We start from the raw sequence: 15735 nt of genomic DNA on the forward strand, positions 1-15735 counted from the left end.
TTGTGTTTAGAGTGTCTTAAACGAGGCCTTCGCTGATGGCCGGGTTTCTGGGCATGACTCTGTTTGATTGCCTTGATGCGTAGTGAGCGTTTGCTGGTTTGTGCAGGACCGCTTTGCAAAGGGCGGATGCCGTACTAGTCAGAATAGCTGCCAAAGCCGAGCCTACGGTTCAAGCCAGGCTACGCCAAGCAGAGCTAAGTCGGCGGTAGAGCAAGAGCTGGATAAACGGGTGGCAGGGAAGACGGTTACTCGGCAGATTCTTTCCAGCTGTGATGCGCTCAGAGCTGGTGCTTATAGATGTGCCGCTTTCAGACCGCTGCGCACAGCGCCTTCCAGCACACCGGGGTAGCCGGTATCGGTCCAGTCGCCTGCCAGGCGAATAGCTGGCCAAGGTGTCGCTACCGAAGGGCGACGCAGACCGGGCACAGCCGCAAACGTGGCCCGTTTTTCGATAATCAGCTCGCTGGCCCGTATGGCAGGCATGGCTTTCAGGTGCCGGGTCTGGCAGCGTACCTGCTCGATGATCGCGGCAATGGCTTGCTCGCGGTCCAGCGCTTGCAGGCGCACAGCATCGCTGATGACGATCCCCACCAGCGTTTCACCGCTGCCCGGTTTCAGGGCGCTGTGATCAAATAGCCATTGGCCACCACTGCCGCTTTTATCGTCCAGCATCAACATGGAATGGGGCAGATTCCAGGCCTGTTCCAATTCCAGATACAGGGTGGCAATAGGGATGTAGCTGAAGGCTTCCAGATCGGCCAGCAGTTGTTCGCTGGCCGGGCTGCTGGGTAGGCTATGCAGCAGGCGCGCAGCCTGGACGGGAGGGCAGGCCACAATGGCTGCATCAAACTGCAGGCCGTCAATTTGTACACCTGACTCTGTCAGTTCCAGTCTTTGTACTCTGTGGCCCAGCTGTAGCTGAATGTCACGCAGGGCGGGCTCGCACCAGAGCTGGCTTAAATCCATCAAGGGAATCAAGGTTTGGCTGGCTTGCCGGGGACCGCCCAGGCTGTCGCGCAAGACATGGGTAAATAGTTGGGCGCAGGCTTGCTCAATGGGCGTGTTCATGGCCGCCACGCAGAGCGGCTGCCAGAACAAACGGATGACCTGGCTGTCTTGCTGATGCTGCTCCAGGAGCTGCAAAACCGTCAGACCATCCGGGGTGCGCCATTGCTGTTTCATCAGCCAGCGGCAAAAACGTGCCAGCTTGATTTTCTGCGACCAGCTCAGGCCCTGGGCGCCCAGCAGGCCAGTCAATAAATGGAAGGGGGCAGGCAAGGGGCGATTGCGCAGGCGAAAGCGCCCATCGGCCGAGATCACGTCCAGATCCTTGCGTTCCAGGCGGGATGCTTCGTCCAGTCCGATTTCCCCCATTAACCCCAGAATGACGGAGTAGGCGCCCAGCATGATGTGCTGGCCATTATCAGTATCACGCCCCAGATTGGGGCTGTGGATGCGGCGGGCACGCCCGCCTATATGGCGCGAGGCTTCAAAGACACTGACCTGATGGCCTTGCGTCTTCAGCCGCCAGGCGGCAGCACAGCCCGCCCAGCCCGCCCCGATAACCGCGACTTTCATCGGCCCAGTTTGCGTTGCAAGCTGCGGCCGCCCGATACCCAGGTTTTCCAGGCCAACCAGAATTTGCGAATGGGTGTCAGCGAAATGCGCTGTTCCAGTACATGCCAACGATCATTGGCAATTTCCACCAGCAGGGCATGGTAGATGGCGGCCATCAACAGGCCTGGGCGTTGTGCCCGGCGATCCACAGCGGGCAGGGCACGCATGGCCTGGCGGTACAAGTCCTGGGCGCGTTCGGTTTGAAAGGCCATCAGGGCCTCGAAGCGCTCCGAATGCTGTTGATCCAGGATCTCGTGAGGTGACACACCGAACTTGTCCAGATCTTCCTGGGGAAGGTAGATGCGGCCACGACGAGCGTCATCGCCCACATCACGGATGATATTGGTCAACTGAAAAGCCAGGCCCAGTTTTTGGGCATAATCGCTGGTCTGTTCCTGGGTTTGGCCAAAAATACGCGCCGATAGCAGTCCCACCACGCTGGCGGCGTGCCAACAGTAGCGTTCCAGCTCGCTCCAGCTTTGGTAGCGCACCTGGTCCAGATCCATTTCCATGCCGTCAATCACGGCCAGCAGTTCGTCCTGAGGCAGGTCGAACGCTTTGATATGGGGCGCCAGAGCCTGCATGACCGGGTGATGGGCACGGCCTTCGTACAGATCGGCCACTTGCGTGCGCCACCAGACCAGCTTCATGCGGGCAACCGATTCCTCGTGAACCTCGTCCACCACGTCGTCCACCTCGCGGCAAAACGCGTACAGCGCCGTGATGGCACGGCGGCGTTCAGGCGGCAGAAACAAAAAGGCGTAGTAAAAACTGGAGCCGCTCTGGGCTGCCTTGTTCTGACAATACTCGTCTGGGCTCATGGACGTTCAGGGTCGGTAAGGGGTACGGCTCAAGCCGCGGGTAATCAGGCGTAGCCAGTCCAGGCGGGACAGGGTGGGACGATGGCTGAAGACATCAAACTTTACCGCTTCCAGGCGTTCCAGAATACGCAGGCCGCCCAATACCATCATTTTCAGTTCCAGGCTGATGCGCCCGGACAGATAGCTGGACAGCAGCAGCCCGGCTTGCAGGCGTTGACGGGCATCGGTAACCAGCAACTGCATCATTTCCTGCCAGCGGGCATCGGCCTCGGGCTGACGCAGCAGCTGGGTACGGGCCTGGATGTAATCATCATCCAGATCATATTGGGCCAGCAGGTCTTGCGGGATATAGACACGGTTCTTGTGCCAGTCCAGTGCCACGTCCTGCCAGAAATTAACCAGTTGCAGTCCGGTACAGGTGGAGTCGGCCATCTCGACCAGCTCCGGGCTGTGGGCTTGATATAGATGCAGCATCAAACGGCCGACCGGGTTGGCCGAGCGGGTACAGTAATCCAGCACCTGGGCCATATCGCTATAGCGATGAGTGGTGACATCCTGGCGAAACGCAGACAGCAGGTCCAGAAAAGGCTTGAGCGGCAACTGGAAGTTGCTGATGCTGCTGGCCAGAGGGACAAAAATTTCACTGTGCGGGGTATCGGCCAGGACGGGCTGGTGATATTGCAGTTGTTCTATTCCGGCTTCGAACTGCGCCAGCAGTTCCAGGCGCTCGGCAGCGCTTAAATCGCCTTCATCAGCAATGTCGTCGGCGCTGCGGGCAAAACGATAAATATCGGTGACCGGTCGGCGTAGCCGACGAGGTAGCAGCACAGAGGCGACAGGGAAGTTTTCATAGTGCTCGATAGACATAGTCCGCCAGTATACGGCTTTCGTTTCCACTAGGGCTGGTTTAGACTTTCGTATTGCTTCGGGGAGAACCATGCCACGTCCTATCTCGGCCACCATTCATATTGCGTCACTGCGTCACAATCTCGATATGGTTATTCAGAGCCTGAATAACGCCACGGCTCCATCCGGCGTAAAACGGCCCCATATCTGGGCCGTCATGAAGGCCAATGCTTACGGTCATGACATCGAAAATGCGGTGCGGGCATTCAGTGCCGCCGAAGGCATGGCGATGCTGGACCTGAAAGAAGCCATACGTTGTCGGGCTGCCGGTTGGACCGGCCCCATCATGTTGCTGGAAGGTTTTTTCCAGCCTGAAGATCTGGATGTGCTGGCCGAGTTTGGCCTGACCACTGTCATTCATTGCCACGAGCAGCTCAAGATGCTGGAGCAGTGGAAGGGCGGGGTGGCCTTGAATGCCATGGTCAAGCTCAATAGCGGCATGAACCGTCTGGGTTTCAGCGTGGACGATTACCCCGCCGCCTTCGAGCGCGCTCAGCGTCTGCAAAAAGCGGGCAAGCTGGGAATCGTGGGGCGCATGACGCACTTTGCGCGCGCTGACGACAATATCGACGCCACGCTGGAGCAGATTCGCTGCTTTAACCGGATCACCGACGGCTTGCCGGGCCCGGTCAGTGTGTGCAATTCAGCGGCAACACTAAGCCCTGACCTGGGTGCATACATGCCCTCCGGTCCGGATCACTGGGTACGCCCCGGTATTTGTCTGTACGGCAGCTCTCCTTTTGCGGACATCAGCGCCGAGGACTTCGGCCTGCAGCCTGGTATGACTTTGGCGGCAGAGCTGATCAGCGTGCGCGGCGTCAAGCAGGGCGAGGGCATTGGCTACGGCCATACGTACATTGCCGAGCAGGCCATGCGTATTGGCGTGGTGGCTTGTGGCTATGCCGATGGTTACCCGCGTCACGCGGGAACCGGCACCCCGATTACCGTGAACGGTGTGCGCACTCGTTTGCTCGGTCGTGTGTCCATGGACATGCTGGCAGTCGACCTGACCCCGGTGCCCGCCGCCGGTGTAGGCAGTCAGGCGGTGTTGTTCGGTCAAGGCGGGCCCAGTGTGGATGAGGTTGCTGCGGCAGCCGGAACCCTGGGCTACGAATTGATTTGCGCGGTCGCCCCACGCGTGCCGCGCGTCATCCAGGATTAACACCAACAAGGCATAGCCATGAAAAATAAATGTGTACTCGTTACCGGCGCTACCAAAGGAATCGGCTGGGCAATCAGCCAAAGGCTGGCTGATGCCGGGGCCCACGTTGTGGGTCTGGCCCGCCACACCGAAAGCATTGATTTCCCCGGATATCTGTACTCCTGCGATTTGAGCAATGCAGGCGAAACCGAGGAAATGCTGCGCGTTATCCGCGAAAAATATCCCGTTGATGCGGTTGTGAACAACGTAGGTATGGTCGCGCCCGAACCGATTGGTCAGGTGGACCTGGGCAATCTTTATCAGGTGTTTGACCTGAATGTACGTGTGGCGGTGCAAGTGGCCCAGGCTTTCATCCCTTCGATGAAAGCGCGCAAGGAAGGCCGCATCGTCAATATTTGCAGTCGTGTTGTGCACGGCGGTTCCGATCGCACCAGCTATGCCGCGGCCAAAAGTGCCTTGCTGGGTTGTACCCGCACCTGGGCCTTGGAATTGGCTCCTTACGGCATTACCGTCAATGCGGTCTCTCCTGGTCCGATCGAAACCGAATTGTTCCGTGCCAATCATCCCGTCGGCAGCGAAGCCGAACAGCGCAGTCTGTCCTCCATTCCTTTGGGACGTTTTGGGCAGGCGGCCGAAGTGGCTGCTGCGGTTACCTTCTTGCTAAGCGATGAAGCTGCTTATATCACCGGCCAGAACCTGGGCGTGGATGGCGGTGGCAGCTTGGCCGGACGTTAAGGAATTTCTATGGCCACCAGTACTCGTGCGGCCCGCAAGGCCAAAGTTGTATTTGTTTGCACGGAGTGCGGGGCAGATACACCCAAGTGGGCGGGCAAATGCCCTGCCTGCGGGGCTTGGAACAGCTTGCAGGAAACGGTAGAGACACCGGCTGCGGCCAGTGCGCATCGTTTTGCTTCCCTGGCTGGCTCCAGCCCGGTCCAAAGTCTTTCAGATGTGCAGGCACGGGAACTGCCGCGTGTGCCCACAGGCATAGGCGAGTTCGATCGTGTCCTGGGCGGTGGCCTGGTGGAAGGCGGCGTGATCCTGATCGGGGGCGATCCCGGTGTCGGTAAATCCACGCTGCTGCTGCAAGCCATGGCAGCCTTGGCCCAGCAAACCAAAGTTCTGTATGTGACGGGCGAGGAATCCGCCGAGCAGGTCGCCTTGCGTGCTCGCCGTTTGGGCGTGCCTACCGAAGGTGTGGATCTGCTGGCTGAAATTCGACTGGAATCCATCAGCCAGGCCTTGCAGTCGCACCAGCCTAGCGTAGTGGTAATCGATTCGATTCAAACCCTGTATTCCGATCAGCTCAGTGCGGCCCCAGGCTCGGTATCGCAGGTGCGTGAATGTGCGGCGCAGCTCACCCGTCTGGCCAAGCAAAGCGGTACTTCCATGATTTTTATCGGTCACGTCACCAAAGACGGGACCTTGGCCGGTCCGCGTGTGCTGGAGCACATTGTGGATACAGTGCTGTATTTCGAGGGGGATACCCATTCCTCTTTCCGCATGGTGCGCGCATTCAAGAACCGCTTTGGCGCGGTAAATGAATTGGGCGTGTTTGCCATGACGGAAAAAGGCTTGAAAGGAGTCAGCAATCCTTCGGCCCTGTTCTTGTCCCAGCATTCCCAGTCAGTAGCCGGTTCCTGCGTCATGGCCACCCAGGAAGGCACACGGCCTTTGCTGGTGGAAATTCAGGCTTTGGTGGACTCGGCCCATGTACCCAATCCGCGTCGCCTGTCTGTGGGGCTGGAAAGCTCCCGTCTGGCCATGCTGCTGGCGGTGATGCACCGACATGCAGGCGTGGTCACTTACGATCAGGACGTGTTCGTGAACGCTGTAGGGGGCGTCAAGATTACCGAGCCAGCCGCTGACTTGGCTGTGTTGCTGGCTATTTTGTCTTCCCTGAATAACCGCCCCTTGCCACGGGGCCTGGTCGTGTTTGGGGAAATCGGCCTGGCCGGTGAAATTCGTCCGGCCCCGCGTGGACAGGAGCGTTTGCGCGAAGCGGCTAAATTGGGCTTCAGCATTGCCTTGATTCCCAAGAGCAACGCCCCGCGTCAGGCGATCGAAGGCCTGGAAATCTGGGCGGTAGACCGGGTGGAAGACGCTGTCGACCGTCTGCGTAATCTGTAACCGTCATGATAAGTATTGAGTTGATCCTGGCCTGCTTGCTGGGAGGCGCGCTTATTGGCTATACCGGCGGGGTCCTGGGGATAGGTGGCGGCTTGCTGGCTATTCCATTGCTGGGCCTGATTCTGGGTATGGACCAGCAAACCGCTCAAGGTACGGCTCTGATCATGGTGGTGCCTGCGGTGCTGCTGACCGTGCGTCAGTACCATCGTCGCAACCACATTGATTTTCGTCGGGCAGCACTGGGGGCGATCTCCTCCATCATCTTTACCTGGCTGGGCGCACGTCTGGCTCTGGGCATGGATGCGATCTTGCTGCGTCGCATTTACTCTGTATTTGTGATGGCCATTGCCCTGTATTATTTCGACCAGAGTTTGGGTTTTTCCCGGCGGCGTCGTCGCAGTGACAAGCCGCGTCCGGACCCGGAGTCGTTTGGCCAGCTGTGGTATATCGCGGTAGGCATGATGGCGGGCTTGGCCGGAGGCGTGTTTGGTGTGGGCGGTGCGGTGCTGGTGGTGCCGTTCCTGACCAGCCGTATGGGTTATAGCCAGACCGGTGCGCAAGGCTTGGCACTGTCCATGATTATTCCCGGCACGTTGGTCGCCTTGGCGACGTACGCGTTTCATGGTCAGGCTACCTGGCAGGTCGGCATACCGATGGCGATGGGCAGCCTGCTGCTGGTGCCGTTTGGCGTGCGCTTGGCCTATCGTTTGCCCGAGAATCGTCTGAAGTTTATTTTTGCCTGCATGCTGGTATTGATCATGGCCCTGTTGCTGGTTCGTGCCTGAGGAGCTGCTGTGAGCACCCAATCCGAAACTGTCTATTCTTTGCCCGGTGGCGGTGCCTTGTTGGCTCCGGAGCTGGCCAATCAGCTGGATCTGGAACCCGAGGCCTTGCAGCGCTGGTTCGAGGCCACCTCGTATGGCGACCAGGCCAGCAAGGTGGGGCAGGGGGGGCGTCAGGCCGCCTGGTTTGTGAACGGGCCCTTTGGTCAGGCGGTGCTGCGTCACTACCGCCGTGGTGGCCTGGTGGCTCGCTTCAATGAGTCTTCCTACTTGTGGCAAGGGGCATCGCGGACTCGCAGCTGGCGAGAATTTCAGGTGATGTCTTATTTGCACAACAAGGGCTTGGCCGTCCCCAAAGTGCTGGCGGGCGCATGGTGGCAGCAAGGTTTTTGGTACCATGCGGCCTTGATAAGCCAGCGTGTGCCCGATGTGCAGCCTTTGACTCTGTGCCTGGACCGTGCCTCCCCCGAAGCGGTGGCACACGAGATTGTCCGCATGCACCAATTCGAGGTTTGGCACGCTGACCTTAACGCCTACAATATTTTGCTGGATGCGAATGACAAAGTCTGGCTGATCGATTTTGACCGTGCACGACAGGGGCCCGTCAGCCCCGCCCAGGCGCTGGGTAATGTGCAACGCCTGAGACGATCTTTGCTCAAAGTGTGTGGGCCGCGTGGCGATCAGTGGTGGCAGCAGATGTTTTCTGCTTACCGTCACCAAACGCAGCGTTAATTACGACTACGGGCTTTAAAAAAGCTTTATCATCTCGCCTTTTGGGTTTTTCGCTTTCGATAGGAAGGGGACTCGTGATGTCTTTTGGGATGAACACACCACAGGTACTCGCAGGCCTGCTGGCCGCTGCTGCCATCATGCCTGTTGCACAGGCACAAAATCAGGTTGTTAACGTCTATAACTGGGCTGAATATACGGCCCCCGACACCTTGTCCGGCTTTCAGAAAGCCACGGGCATTACCGTGCGTTATGACGTTTACGACAATAACGACACTTTGCAAGCCAAGTTGTTGACGGGCAAGTCGGGGTACGACGTGGTGGTTCCCTCCACGCATTACGCAGCGCGTCAGATCGAAGGCGGTTTGTTCCAGAAGCTGGATAAAAGTCAGATTCCCAACTGGTCCCATCTGGACCCGGACATCATGGCGCTGCTCTCCGATGTGGACCCCGGCAATGAATACCTGATTCCCTGGGGCTACGGCACCAATGGCCTGGGCTACAACGTCACTAAAGTCAAAGAGATCATGGGCGAGCAGGTGGACCTGGGCAACTGGGACATGCTGTTCAAGCCTGAAAATGCCGAGAAGCTGAAAGGCTGTGGCATTTCCATTCTGGACGAAGCCGCCCAGGTGTTCCCGGCCGTGCTGCACTACATTGGCAAAGACCCCAACAGCAGCAATGAAGCCGATTACCGCGAAGCCCTGGACTTGCTCAAGCAAATCCGTCCTTACGTACGTCAGTTCAGCTCCTCGGGCTATATCGACGAGCTGGCTGCGGGCGATCTGTGCATGGTCTACGGTTTCTCCGGCGACGTGATGATCTCCGCTGATCGTGCGCGCCAGGCTAAAAAGCCGTACGCCATCGACTACTACATTCCGCAAGGCGGGGCGCCGGTCTGGTTTGACACCATGGCCATCCCCAAGAGCGCGAGCAATGTGAAAGAGGCCCACGTCTTCATCAACTACATTGAAACGCCGGAAGTCCATGCTGCCATTACCAACACCATGTTCTACCCGAACGCCAATAAAGATGCGCGCGAGTTCGTGGTCAAGGAAGTAGCTGACAACCCCATGATTTACCCTTCGCCCGAAGTCTCCAAGACTTTGTTCGTCATCAAACCACAGCCACTGAAGGTGCAGCGTCTGCAAACGCGCCTGTGGGCTGAACTCAAGTCTGGACGTTAAGGCATCATGCAAGATATCCGTACCGGAACCTCGCCCTGGATGGATGGCGAGGATGCTTTCGTGCGTGTGGACGAAGTCGTCAAGATTTTTGGCGATACGGTGGCCGTACAGTCTGTAAGTCTGGACGTCGCCCGTCACGAAATTTTTGCGCTGCTGGGTAGTTCAGGCAGTGGCAAATCCACCCTGCTGCGTATGCTGGCAGGTTTCGAGGAGCCGACTTCCGGTCGGATTTATCTGGACAACGAGGATATTACCGACCTGCCGCCTTACCGGCGGCCGGTCAATATGATGTTCCAGTCCTACGCGCTGTTTCCGCACATGTCGGTTGAGGCCAATGTGGCTTTTGGCTTGAAGCAGGAAGGCGTGCCCCGCAACGAAATCCACGAACGCGTATTTGAAGCCCTGGATCTGGTGCAGATGGCGGGTTTTTCACGCCGCAAACCCAATCAGTTGTCAGGCGGCCAGCAACAGCGTGTCGCTTTGGCGCGTAGCCTGGTCAAGCGTCCCAAGCTGCTCTTGCTGGATGAACCCATGTCCGCATTGGACAAGCAGATTCGTCAGAAAACCCAGATTGAACTGGTCAAGATTCTGGAGCGTGTGGGAGTGACCTGCATTATGGTGACTCACGACCAGGAAGAGGCCATGACCATGGCCAGCCGACTGGCGGTAATGTCCGATGGGCAGATCATCCAGTCCGGTACGCCTTACGATGTGTACTCCTTCCCGAACTCGCGCTTTGTGGCGGGCTTTATCGGTTCCACCAATTTGTTCACCGGCGTAGTGACGGTGGACGAACCGGACCACGTTCATATCGAGTGCGAGGAGTTAAACCGCCCCTTGTATGTCAGCCACGGGATCAGCGAACCGCTGGGCATGGACGTGTATGTGTCCATTCGTCCCGAGCAGATCAAGGTGAGTCGTGAGTTGCCTTCCGAGGACACCAACTGGGGCCACGGCATCGTGACTCATGTGTCCTGGATGGGTAGCTACACCCGCTACCAGATTCGTCTGGACGCCGGCATGTTGATCGAGGCGCAAATGCCTAGCGGCACCTTGGCCCAGCCAGATGCTCCCGGCGTGGACGAAGAGGTCTACGTGTCCTGGTCCGACGACAGCGCAACGGTACTGAGCACATGAAGAACCTGTCCTGGCGCAAACTGCTGCCCACCAGTCGCACGCTGGTGGTCGCACCCACATTCCTGTGGATGATCCTGTTTCTGCTGGTGCCATTTTTGCTCGTGCTCAAGATCAGTTTTGCCGATCTTGATTTCGGGGTGCCGCCGTATACGCCCTTGGCCCAGTTTGCCGAGGAAAGCATTTCCTTTGTACTGAACCTGCGCGGCTATATCCTGCTGTTCAGCGACAATCTGTATTTGGCCACCTACGTCAGCTCCTTGAAGATGGCTGCCGTCACCACGATCTTTTGTATCCTGATCGGCTACCCGGTGGCTTACTACATTGCGCGCTCTTCACCCGCCGTGCGTAGTCTGTTGTTGCTGGCGGTGATTCTGCCTTTCTGGACCTCCATGCTGCTGCGTGTCTACGCCTGGGTAGGCATCTTGCGTGGCGATGGCCTGCTCAATCAGGTCTTGCTGTGGATAGGCATTATTGATGCGCCGCTGGAAATCTACCGCACCGATCTGGCCGTCTATATCGGTTTGATCTATGCCTATCTGCCATTTTTCATCCTCCCTTTGTATGCGAATCTGGTAAAGCTGGATATGCGCTTGCTGGAAGCGGCTTACGATCTGGGCGCACGTCCCTGGTCGGCGTTCTGGAATATCACCTTGCCCATGTCCATGTCCGGCGTGATTGCCGGTGCCATGCTGGTGTTTATTCCGGCCGTAGGCGAGTACGTGATTCCGGAAATGCTGGGTGGGGCTGACACCTTGATGATGGGCCGTGTCATGTGGACCGAGTTCTTCAATAATGCGGACTGGCCGATGGCTGCTGCCGTCACTTGCGTGATGGTCCTGCTCTTGATCATTCCCTTGATTTTCTTCCAGTACAGCCAGATGCGACAGATAGAAGCGCAACGGGGAGGCCGCTCATGACCAAGCCTAATCCCTGGCTGCGTGCCATCGTCCTGACGCTGGGCTTTGGTTTTCTGTACATTCCTATCCTGTTCCTGATCGTCTTTTCATTTAATGAATCGGCCATCATGACGTCCTGGTCGGGTTTTTCCTTCCGCTGGTACGAATCCCTGTTTCAGGATAAAGCGCTGCTCAGTGCTGCCAAGCTGTCTTTCCTGATAGCCGTGCTGACCGCGACCATGGCCACCATTCTGGGCACCTGGGCCGCCTATGTGCTGGCCCGTATGGGACGCTTCAAGGGCTTTGCTCTGTATATCGGTCTGGTCAGTGCACCGCTGGTCATCCCGGAAGTGGTGCTGGGTATTTCCCTGCTGCTGATGTTTGTGGAGCTGAACTCCCTGTTTGGCTGGCCGGAACAGAACGGTATCTTCACTATCTGGATTGGTCACGTGGTGCTGTGCACCGCGTACGCGACCGTGATTCTGCAATCGCGTATGCGTGAGCTGGATCGCTCTCAGGAAGAAGCGGCGCTTGATTTGGGTGCCACCCCCTTGAGGGCGTTTTTCCAGGTGGTCCTGCCTTCGATCGTGCCTGCCTTGATGGCGGCCTGGTTGCTGGCCTTTACCTTGTCGCTGGACGATGTGGTGATCGCCTCCTTCCTGTCCGGTCCGGGCTTTACCACCTTGCCGGTGGAAGTGTTTTCGCGCGTACGCTTGGGTCTCAAGCCCGAGATCAATGCGTTGGCAACCCTGCTGATTTTGGTGATTGGTATTTTTGTTGTAGTCGCCAGCCGCTTGCAGGTACGCCGCGAGCGTCGCGCCTGATTGATAAGGAGTATTGCCGTGTTCACGATGTATGGTTTGAAAAATTGCAGCACCTGCCAAAAGGCGATTGCCTGGTTTGAGCAAAACGGTCTGCCATTGAACTTTGTGGATTACCGCGAACATCCCTTGGAAGCGGCCCGCTTGCAACAATGGGCGCAGGAGCTGGGTGGCTGGCCCAAGCTGGTTAACCGCGCCTCCATGACCTGGCGTAATTTGCCTGCGGAACGTAAAGAGCCGCAGGACGATGCCCAATGGCTGGCCTTGATTGCTGAATTTCCGGCGCTGGTGCGCCGCCCCTTGCTGATTACGCCCGAGGGCGAGGTCAGCGTGGGTTTCAACGAAGGCAAATTTGCCGCACGTTTTCTTAAATAAACCAAGGGGGGCCAAGCCCCCCCATTTTTATATCTGCCATGTACACACAGACCGAACTCAAACAACAGGTGGCTCAGGCCGCGGTTGATTACGTCCTTCCTTTCCTGACCCCGGATTCCATTCTGGGTGTGGGTACGGGTTCCACGGTTGATTTGTTTATTGATGCTCTGGCGGCGCACAAACATGCCTTCAAGGCTGCTGCTTCCAGCTCGGAGCGCTCGACCGCTCGCCTGCAAAGTATGGGTATTGCAGTGCAAGACTTGAACACCATCGAACGCATGGACTGGTATGTGGATGGTGCCGACGAAATCGATGCGGCGTTGAACATGACCAAGGGCGGTGGTGGCGCTTTGACCCGCGAGAAAATCGTGGCTTCGGTCTCGGACAAGTTCCTGTGCATTGTGGACGATTCCAAACTGGTGGATCGCCTGGGTGCGTTCCCCTTGCCGGTGGAAGTCATCCCCATGGCCAAGAATGCCGTGGCTCGCCAATTGCGCGCCTTGGGCGGTAATCCCGTCGAGCGTACGGGCTTTGTCACCGATAACGGTGGCCTGATTCTGGACGTGTCCGGTTTGTCGATTGCAGACCCGGCTGCTCTGGAAGCCCAGATCAACAATATGCCCGGTGTGGTGTGCTGTGGCCTGTTCGCGATTACCCCAGCCAGCGTGGCCTTGATTGCCGGTCAACAGGGTGTGCGTACCCTGCCTGGCGACGGTTTCTGAATTTTAATGTCTCTGTCATAATCGGTGCTTAATCTATGCACGGATTAAGCGCTGGCGCGAGCCATTTTGCTGTTACAGAAGGCCACTATGAACGAACATACCAATAAGCAGTTTCACTCCGATCTGGAGGCCACCCGTTCGCTGTTCTTGCAGATGGGCGGTATTGTTGAATCTATGGTTCGCAGTGCGACCGAAGCCCTGCAAACCGGGGATATGTCGCTGGTTGACCAGGTTCGCGAGCGTGAAAAAGAAATCAACCGCCTGGAAGTGGAGATTGACGAGCGCATCACCAACCTGATCGCCCGTAATCAGCCCACTGCCATTGACCTGCGCATGCTGCTGTCCATCTCCAAAATGCTGACCGATATGGAACGCTGCGGGGACGAGGCCGAGCGCATCGCCAAGATGGCTCGCCGTCTGCACGAAGGTACCGCTGGCTACGAGCCCGTGGTGGAACTGCGTCACATGAGCTCCTCAGTCGCTGGCATGATCAACGATGTGCTGGACGCCTTTGCGCGCCAGGATGCCGTACACGCAGCACAGATTGTGCGTAGCGACAAGGAAGTGGATCGTGAGTGGAAGGGTTCGCTGCGTCACATCATCACTTACATGATTGAAGATCCACGCACGATTTCGCACTCCATTGATCTGATCTTTATCGCCCGTGCGCTGGAGCGTATTGGCGACCACGCCAAGAACATGGCTGAACGCGTGATCTACATGGTGCGTGGTGACGACGTGCGTCACACCGGTGTGAAAAACACCGAGCGTACTGCACGTGGTGAACCCTTGCCAGAACCGGAATCCGAAGACAAAGCCTGATTCCGACCCGGGCCTTCTTGCTGCAAGCCTTGCATGGTGTCATGCAAGGCTTGTTTGCTTTTCAAAAACCAAAACCGTAGCCTTTGGGGGCTTGGTCAGGATAGAACTGGGTACGTAGCAGGACCGCATCCTGCACCGTTATCAACACTGCCGAGTCCCACCAGGGCGGGGTCAGCGTTGGCAAGGCCAGCAGATAGCCCTGTACGCCGTGCGCACCGGACTGGCGCACAAACTCCAGATCAGCCTCGTCCTCGACACCTTCGATGATCACGTAGGGGCTGTAATCGGCGCAGACATTGACCAGATTGCGCAGCAAATGGGCTGGCTGACCGGGGCTGCGTGCCCGCAGCAAGATCGAGCGGTCAATTTTGATAATGTCGGCATGGGTCTGCACCAGAAAGGCGAGGGTGCTATTGCCCGATCCCGTGTCGTCCAGAGCAATCCGTACCCCCAGGTTTTGCAGTTGGGCAATCAGGCGCAGCGCCGTGGGCTTGTGGGCGATGGTGCCGGTTTCCGTCACCTCCAGAATCAGGCGCTGGGCCACATCCGGGCGACTGTCCAGATAGCTGAACAGATCCTGCCACCACAAATCGTCCTGCAGGGAGCCTGCGGAGATATTCACTCCCAGACAAAGACCAGGTTTTGTACTGAGCAGCTCTACCACACTGCCCAAGACACTGCGATCCAGCCGGGACACCAGACCTAATCGCTCCAGAGCGGCGATGGCCTCGGGTAAAGAGTAATCCGCCGTGCCACAGTGACGAATCAAGGCTTCTTCATAAAAGTCCTTGTTCTTGTGTTTTTCACCCAGGTGATAGATGGGCTGAAAGGCCAGGGCCAGCAGCCCATTTTGTAAATCATCCAGCATGCGAACTGCCAGACTCATATCGTCCCGGTACGTCTTGGCCCAAACTTTGTGCCAGGCGGCCAGCGTGGCTGGATGATTATGAGAGCAGGGGTTGGGAGCGGGAGGGTGGAGCTGATTCGTGTCGTACTGACGGCTATCGTAGTGGTAAGCCATCTGGGTGTGCAGGTAGATGCGGTGCTCATCCTGGGTGATGGGGTCACACTCCAGTGCCGCACCCAGCAATTGGGCCAGGGCATTGGGATGGGTACGCTGAAAGCGGTGTTGCTTGCCCAACTGCTTCAAAGCAATCAGGACAAAATCTCCCCGGATAAAGATTTCATTGGCAGTCAGCCCACAGTCCAGCAGCCTTTGCTGCACGGTATCCAGCACAAAAGCATGAAACTGCGGCCCATACAAAGCCTCCAAATAGCTCAGGTTGACCAGCCACAGGCGCAAGTGAGTGGAGTACTGGTCAATCTCGGGTAGGTCTAGGCGGCACATGAACTTCTTTTCCTGTGGGTAAAGCAGTAAGCGGCGGTGCTGTGCAGGGCTCGGCGCAAGGCTGCTCAGACATGGACACGTGATGGGCCGGTGTGGCTTGGGCACTGTATGCGCATCAAGGCCAGCCGTGATTTTGTGCCTTAGGGCTTCAGGTAACTGTAGAAAAATCCCATTTCTTTTGATTTTTGACCAGTCTGAAACTAACTTGTCGCGCAGCGTTTCATTCAATTACGTTTTGGCTGCGTGTTGAAGGCGGGGCTATTTGATAGGAATGCGGGGA

16 protein-coding genes are annotated in these 15735 nt (G+C 57.5%); 12 read left to right on the forward strand and 4 right to left on the reverse strand.

What is annotated here, in order from left to right; genetic code table 11:
- Nucleotides 1–291: 291 nt before the first annotated feature.
- From hpnE to hpnC, 3 genes are read right to left on the reverse strand one after another with little or no spacing between them, the layout of a single operon-like run.
- Nucleotides 292–1578 carry a hydroxysqualene dehydroxylase HpnE gene (hpnE, locus tag ACU6HM_RS11535; RefSeq protein ID WP_446763827.1) on the reverse strand — a complete coding sequence of 429 codons (1287 nt, stop codon included), beginning with the start codon at nt 1576–1578 and terminating at the stop codon, nt 292–294.
- A complete protein-coding gene (hpnD, locus tag ACU6HM_RS11540; protein WP_009461634.1) occupies nt 1575–2438 on the reverse strand; it encodes a presqualene diphosphate synthase HpnD in 864 nt (287 codons plus the stop codon). The genes hpnE and hpnD overlap by 4 nt, the downstream gene beginning before the upstream one ends.
- Nucleotides 2439–2444: 6 nt before the next feature.
- The gene (gene hpnC, locus ACU6HM_RS11545; RefSeq protein ID WP_251196127.1) at nt 2445–3305 is read right to left on the reverse strand and encodes a squalene synthase HpnC; all 861 of its coding nucleotides are present in this window, start codon (nt 3303–3305) and stop codon (nt 2445–2447) included.
- 70 nt (nt 3306–3375) lie between these two features.
- On the opposite strand from hpnC, the gene alr reads away from it, so the two are divergent.
- The 12 genes from alr to phoU all read left to right on the forward strand — a co-directional run bounded on the left by alr (nt 3376) and on the right by phoU (nt 14107).
- Entirely contained in the window at nt 3376–4506 is a 1131-nt protein-coding gene (alr, locus tag ACU6HM_RS11550) for an alanine racemase (RefSeq protein ID WP_446763828.1), read from the forward strand.
- Between the two features lie 18 nt (nt 4507–4524).
- Nucleotides 4525–5241, forward strand: a complete 717-nt coding sequence (locus ACU6HM_RS11555) for an SDR family oxidoreductase (protein ID WP_009461640.1) — start codon at nt 4525–4527, stop codon at nt 5239–5241.
- A gap of 9 nt (nt 5242–5250) precedes the next feature.
- Nucleotides 5251–6636: a DNA repair protein RadA gene (gene radA, locus ACU6HM_RS11560; protein WP_009461642.1), complete on the forward strand. Its 1386-nt coding sequence runs from the start codon at nt 5251–5253 to the stop codon at nt 6634–6636.
- A 5-nt stretch (nt 6637–6641) separates the two neighbouring features.
- A complete protein-coding gene (locus ACU6HM_RS11565; RefSeq protein ID WP_250756914.1) occupies nt 6642–7421 on the forward strand; it encodes a sulfite exporter TauE/SafE family protein in 780 nt (259 codons plus the stop codon).
- A gap of 9 nt (nt 7422–7430) precedes the next feature.
- Nucleotides 7431–8150 carry a 3-deoxy-D-manno-octulosonic acid kinase gene (locus ACU6HM_RS11570; RefSeq protein ID WP_088450761.1) on the forward strand — a complete coding sequence of 240 codons (720 nt, stop codon included), beginning with the start codon at nt 7431–7433 and terminating at the stop codon, nt 8148–8150.
- A gap of 77 nt (nt 8151–8227) precedes the next feature.
- Nucleotides 8228–9334: a polyamine ABC transporter substrate-binding protein gene (locus ACU6HM_RS11575; RefSeq protein WP_446763839.1), complete on the forward strand. Its 1107-nt coding sequence runs from the start codon at nt 8228–8230 to the stop codon at nt 9332–9334.
- Between the two features lie 6 nt (nt 9335–9340).
- Nucleotides 9341–10471, forward strand: a complete 1131-nt coding sequence (locus tag ACU6HM_RS11580; RefSeq protein WP_009461650.1) for an ABC transporter ATP-binding protein — start codon at nt 9341–9343, stop codon at nt 10469–10471.
- On the forward strand, nt 10468–11388 hold the full coding sequence (locus ACU6HM_RS11585) for an ABC transporter permease subunit (RefSeq protein ID WP_254499573.1): 921 nt from the start codon (nt 10468–10470) through the stop codon (nt 11386–11388). Before ACU6HM_RS11580 ends, ACU6HM_RS11585 begins: the two co-directional genes overlap by 4 nt.
- Nucleotides 11385–12191, forward strand: a complete 807-nt coding sequence (locus tag ACU6HM_RS11590; RefSeq protein ID WP_009461654.1) for an ABC transporter permease subunit — start codon at nt 11385–11387, stop codon at nt 12189–12191. Before ACU6HM_RS11585 ends, ACU6HM_RS11590 begins: the two co-directional genes overlap by 4 nt.
- Before the next feature lie 27 nt (nt 12192–12218).
- On the forward strand, nt 12219–12563 hold the full coding sequence (locus tag ACU6HM_RS11595) for a Spx/MgsR family RNA polymerase-binding regulatory protein (protein ID WP_009461656.1): 345 nt from the start codon (nt 12219–12221) through the stop codon (nt 12561–12563).
- A gap of 38 nt (nt 12564–12601) precedes the next feature.
- Nucleotides 12602–13285: a ribose-5-phosphate isomerase RpiA gene (rpiA, locus tag ACU6HM_RS11600; protein ID WP_250756916.1), complete on the forward strand. Its 684-nt coding sequence runs from the start codon at nt 12602–12604 to the stop codon at nt 13283–13285.
- Nucleotides 13286–13372: 87 nt separating this feature from the next.
- The gene (phoU, locus tag ACU6HM_RS11605) at nt 13373–14107 is read left to right on the forward strand and encodes a phosphate signaling complex protein PhoU (RefSeq protein ID WP_009461659.1); all 735 of its coding nucleotides are present in this window, start codon (nt 13373–13375) and stop codon (nt 14105–14107) included.
- 61 nt (nt 14108–14168) lie between these two features.
- On the opposite strand, the gene ACU6HM_RS11610 is transcribed toward phoU, so the two are convergent.
- The gene (locus tag ACU6HM_RS11610; protein WP_250756917.1) at nt 14169–15455 is read right to left on the reverse strand and encodes an EAL domain-containing protein; all 1287 of its coding nucleotides are present in this window, start codon (nt 15453–15455) and stop codon (nt 14169–14171) included.
- Between the last annotated feature and the right edge of the window lie 280 nt (nt 15456–15735).

Source organism: Alcaligenes sp. RM2 (assembly GCF_052931795.1).

Bases quoted from the DNA above. Each gene is read 5' to 3' on its own strand.
- radA (WP_009461642.1), top strand. From the start codon at position 5,251: ATGGCCACCAGTACTCGTGCGGCCCGCAAGGCCAAAGTTGTATTTGTT.
- ACU6HM_RS11580 (WP_009461650.1), top strand. From the start codon at position 9,341: ATGCAAGATATCCGTACCGGAACCTCGCCCTGGATGGATGGCGAGGAT.
- rpiA (WP_250756916.1), top strand. From the start codon at position 12,602: ATGTACACACAGACCGAACTCAAACAACAGGTGGCTCAGGCCGCGGTT.
- phoU (WP_009461659.1), top strand. From the start codon at position 13,373: ATGAACGAACATACCAATAAGCAGTTTCACTCCGATCTGGAGGCCACC.
- ACU6HM_RS11590 (WP_009461654.1), top strand. From the start codon at position 11,385: ATGACCAAGCCTAATCCCTGGCTGCGTGCCATCGTCCTGACGCTGGGC.
- ACU6HM_RS11555 (WP_009461640.1), top strand. From the start codon at position 4,525: ATGAAAAATAAATGTGTACTCGTTACCGGCGCTACCAAAGGAATCGGC.
- hpnD (WP_009461634.1), bottom strand. From the start codon at position 2,438: ATGAGCCCAGACGAGTATTGTCAGAACAAGGCAGCCCAGAGCGGCTCC.
- ACU6HM_RS11595 (WP_009461656.1), top strand. From the start codon at position 12,219: ATGTATGGTTTGAAAAATTGCAGCACCTGCCAAAAGGCGATTGCCTGG.
- ACU6HM_RS11585 (WP_254499573.1), top strand. From the start codon at position 10,468: ATGAAGAACCTGTCCTGGCGCAAACTGCTGCCCACCAGTCGCACGCTG.
- ACU6HM_RS11565 (WP_250756914.1), top strand. From the start codon at position 6,642: ATGATAAGTATTGAGTTGATCCTGGCCTGCTTGCTGGGAGGCGCGCTT.
- hpnC (WP_251196127.1), bottom strand. From the start codon at position 3,305: ATGTCTATCGAGCACTATGAAAACTTCCCTGTCGCCTCTGTGCTGCTA.
- alr (WP_446763828.1), top strand. From the start codon at position 3,376: ATGCCACGTCCTATCTCGGCCACCATTCATATTGCGTCACTGCGTCAC.
- ACU6HM_RS11610 (WP_250756917.1), bottom strand. From the start codon at position 15,455: ATGTGCCGCCTAGACCTACCCGAGATTGACCAGTACTCCACTCACTTG.
- ACU6HM_RS11575 (WP_446763839.1), top strand. From the start codon at position 8,228: ATGTCTTTTGGGATGAACACACCACAGGTACTCGCAGGCCTGCTGGCC.
- hpnE (WP_446763827.1), bottom strand. From the start codon at position 1,578: ATGAAAGTCGCGGTTATCGGGGCGGGCTGGGCGGGCTGTGCTGCCGCC.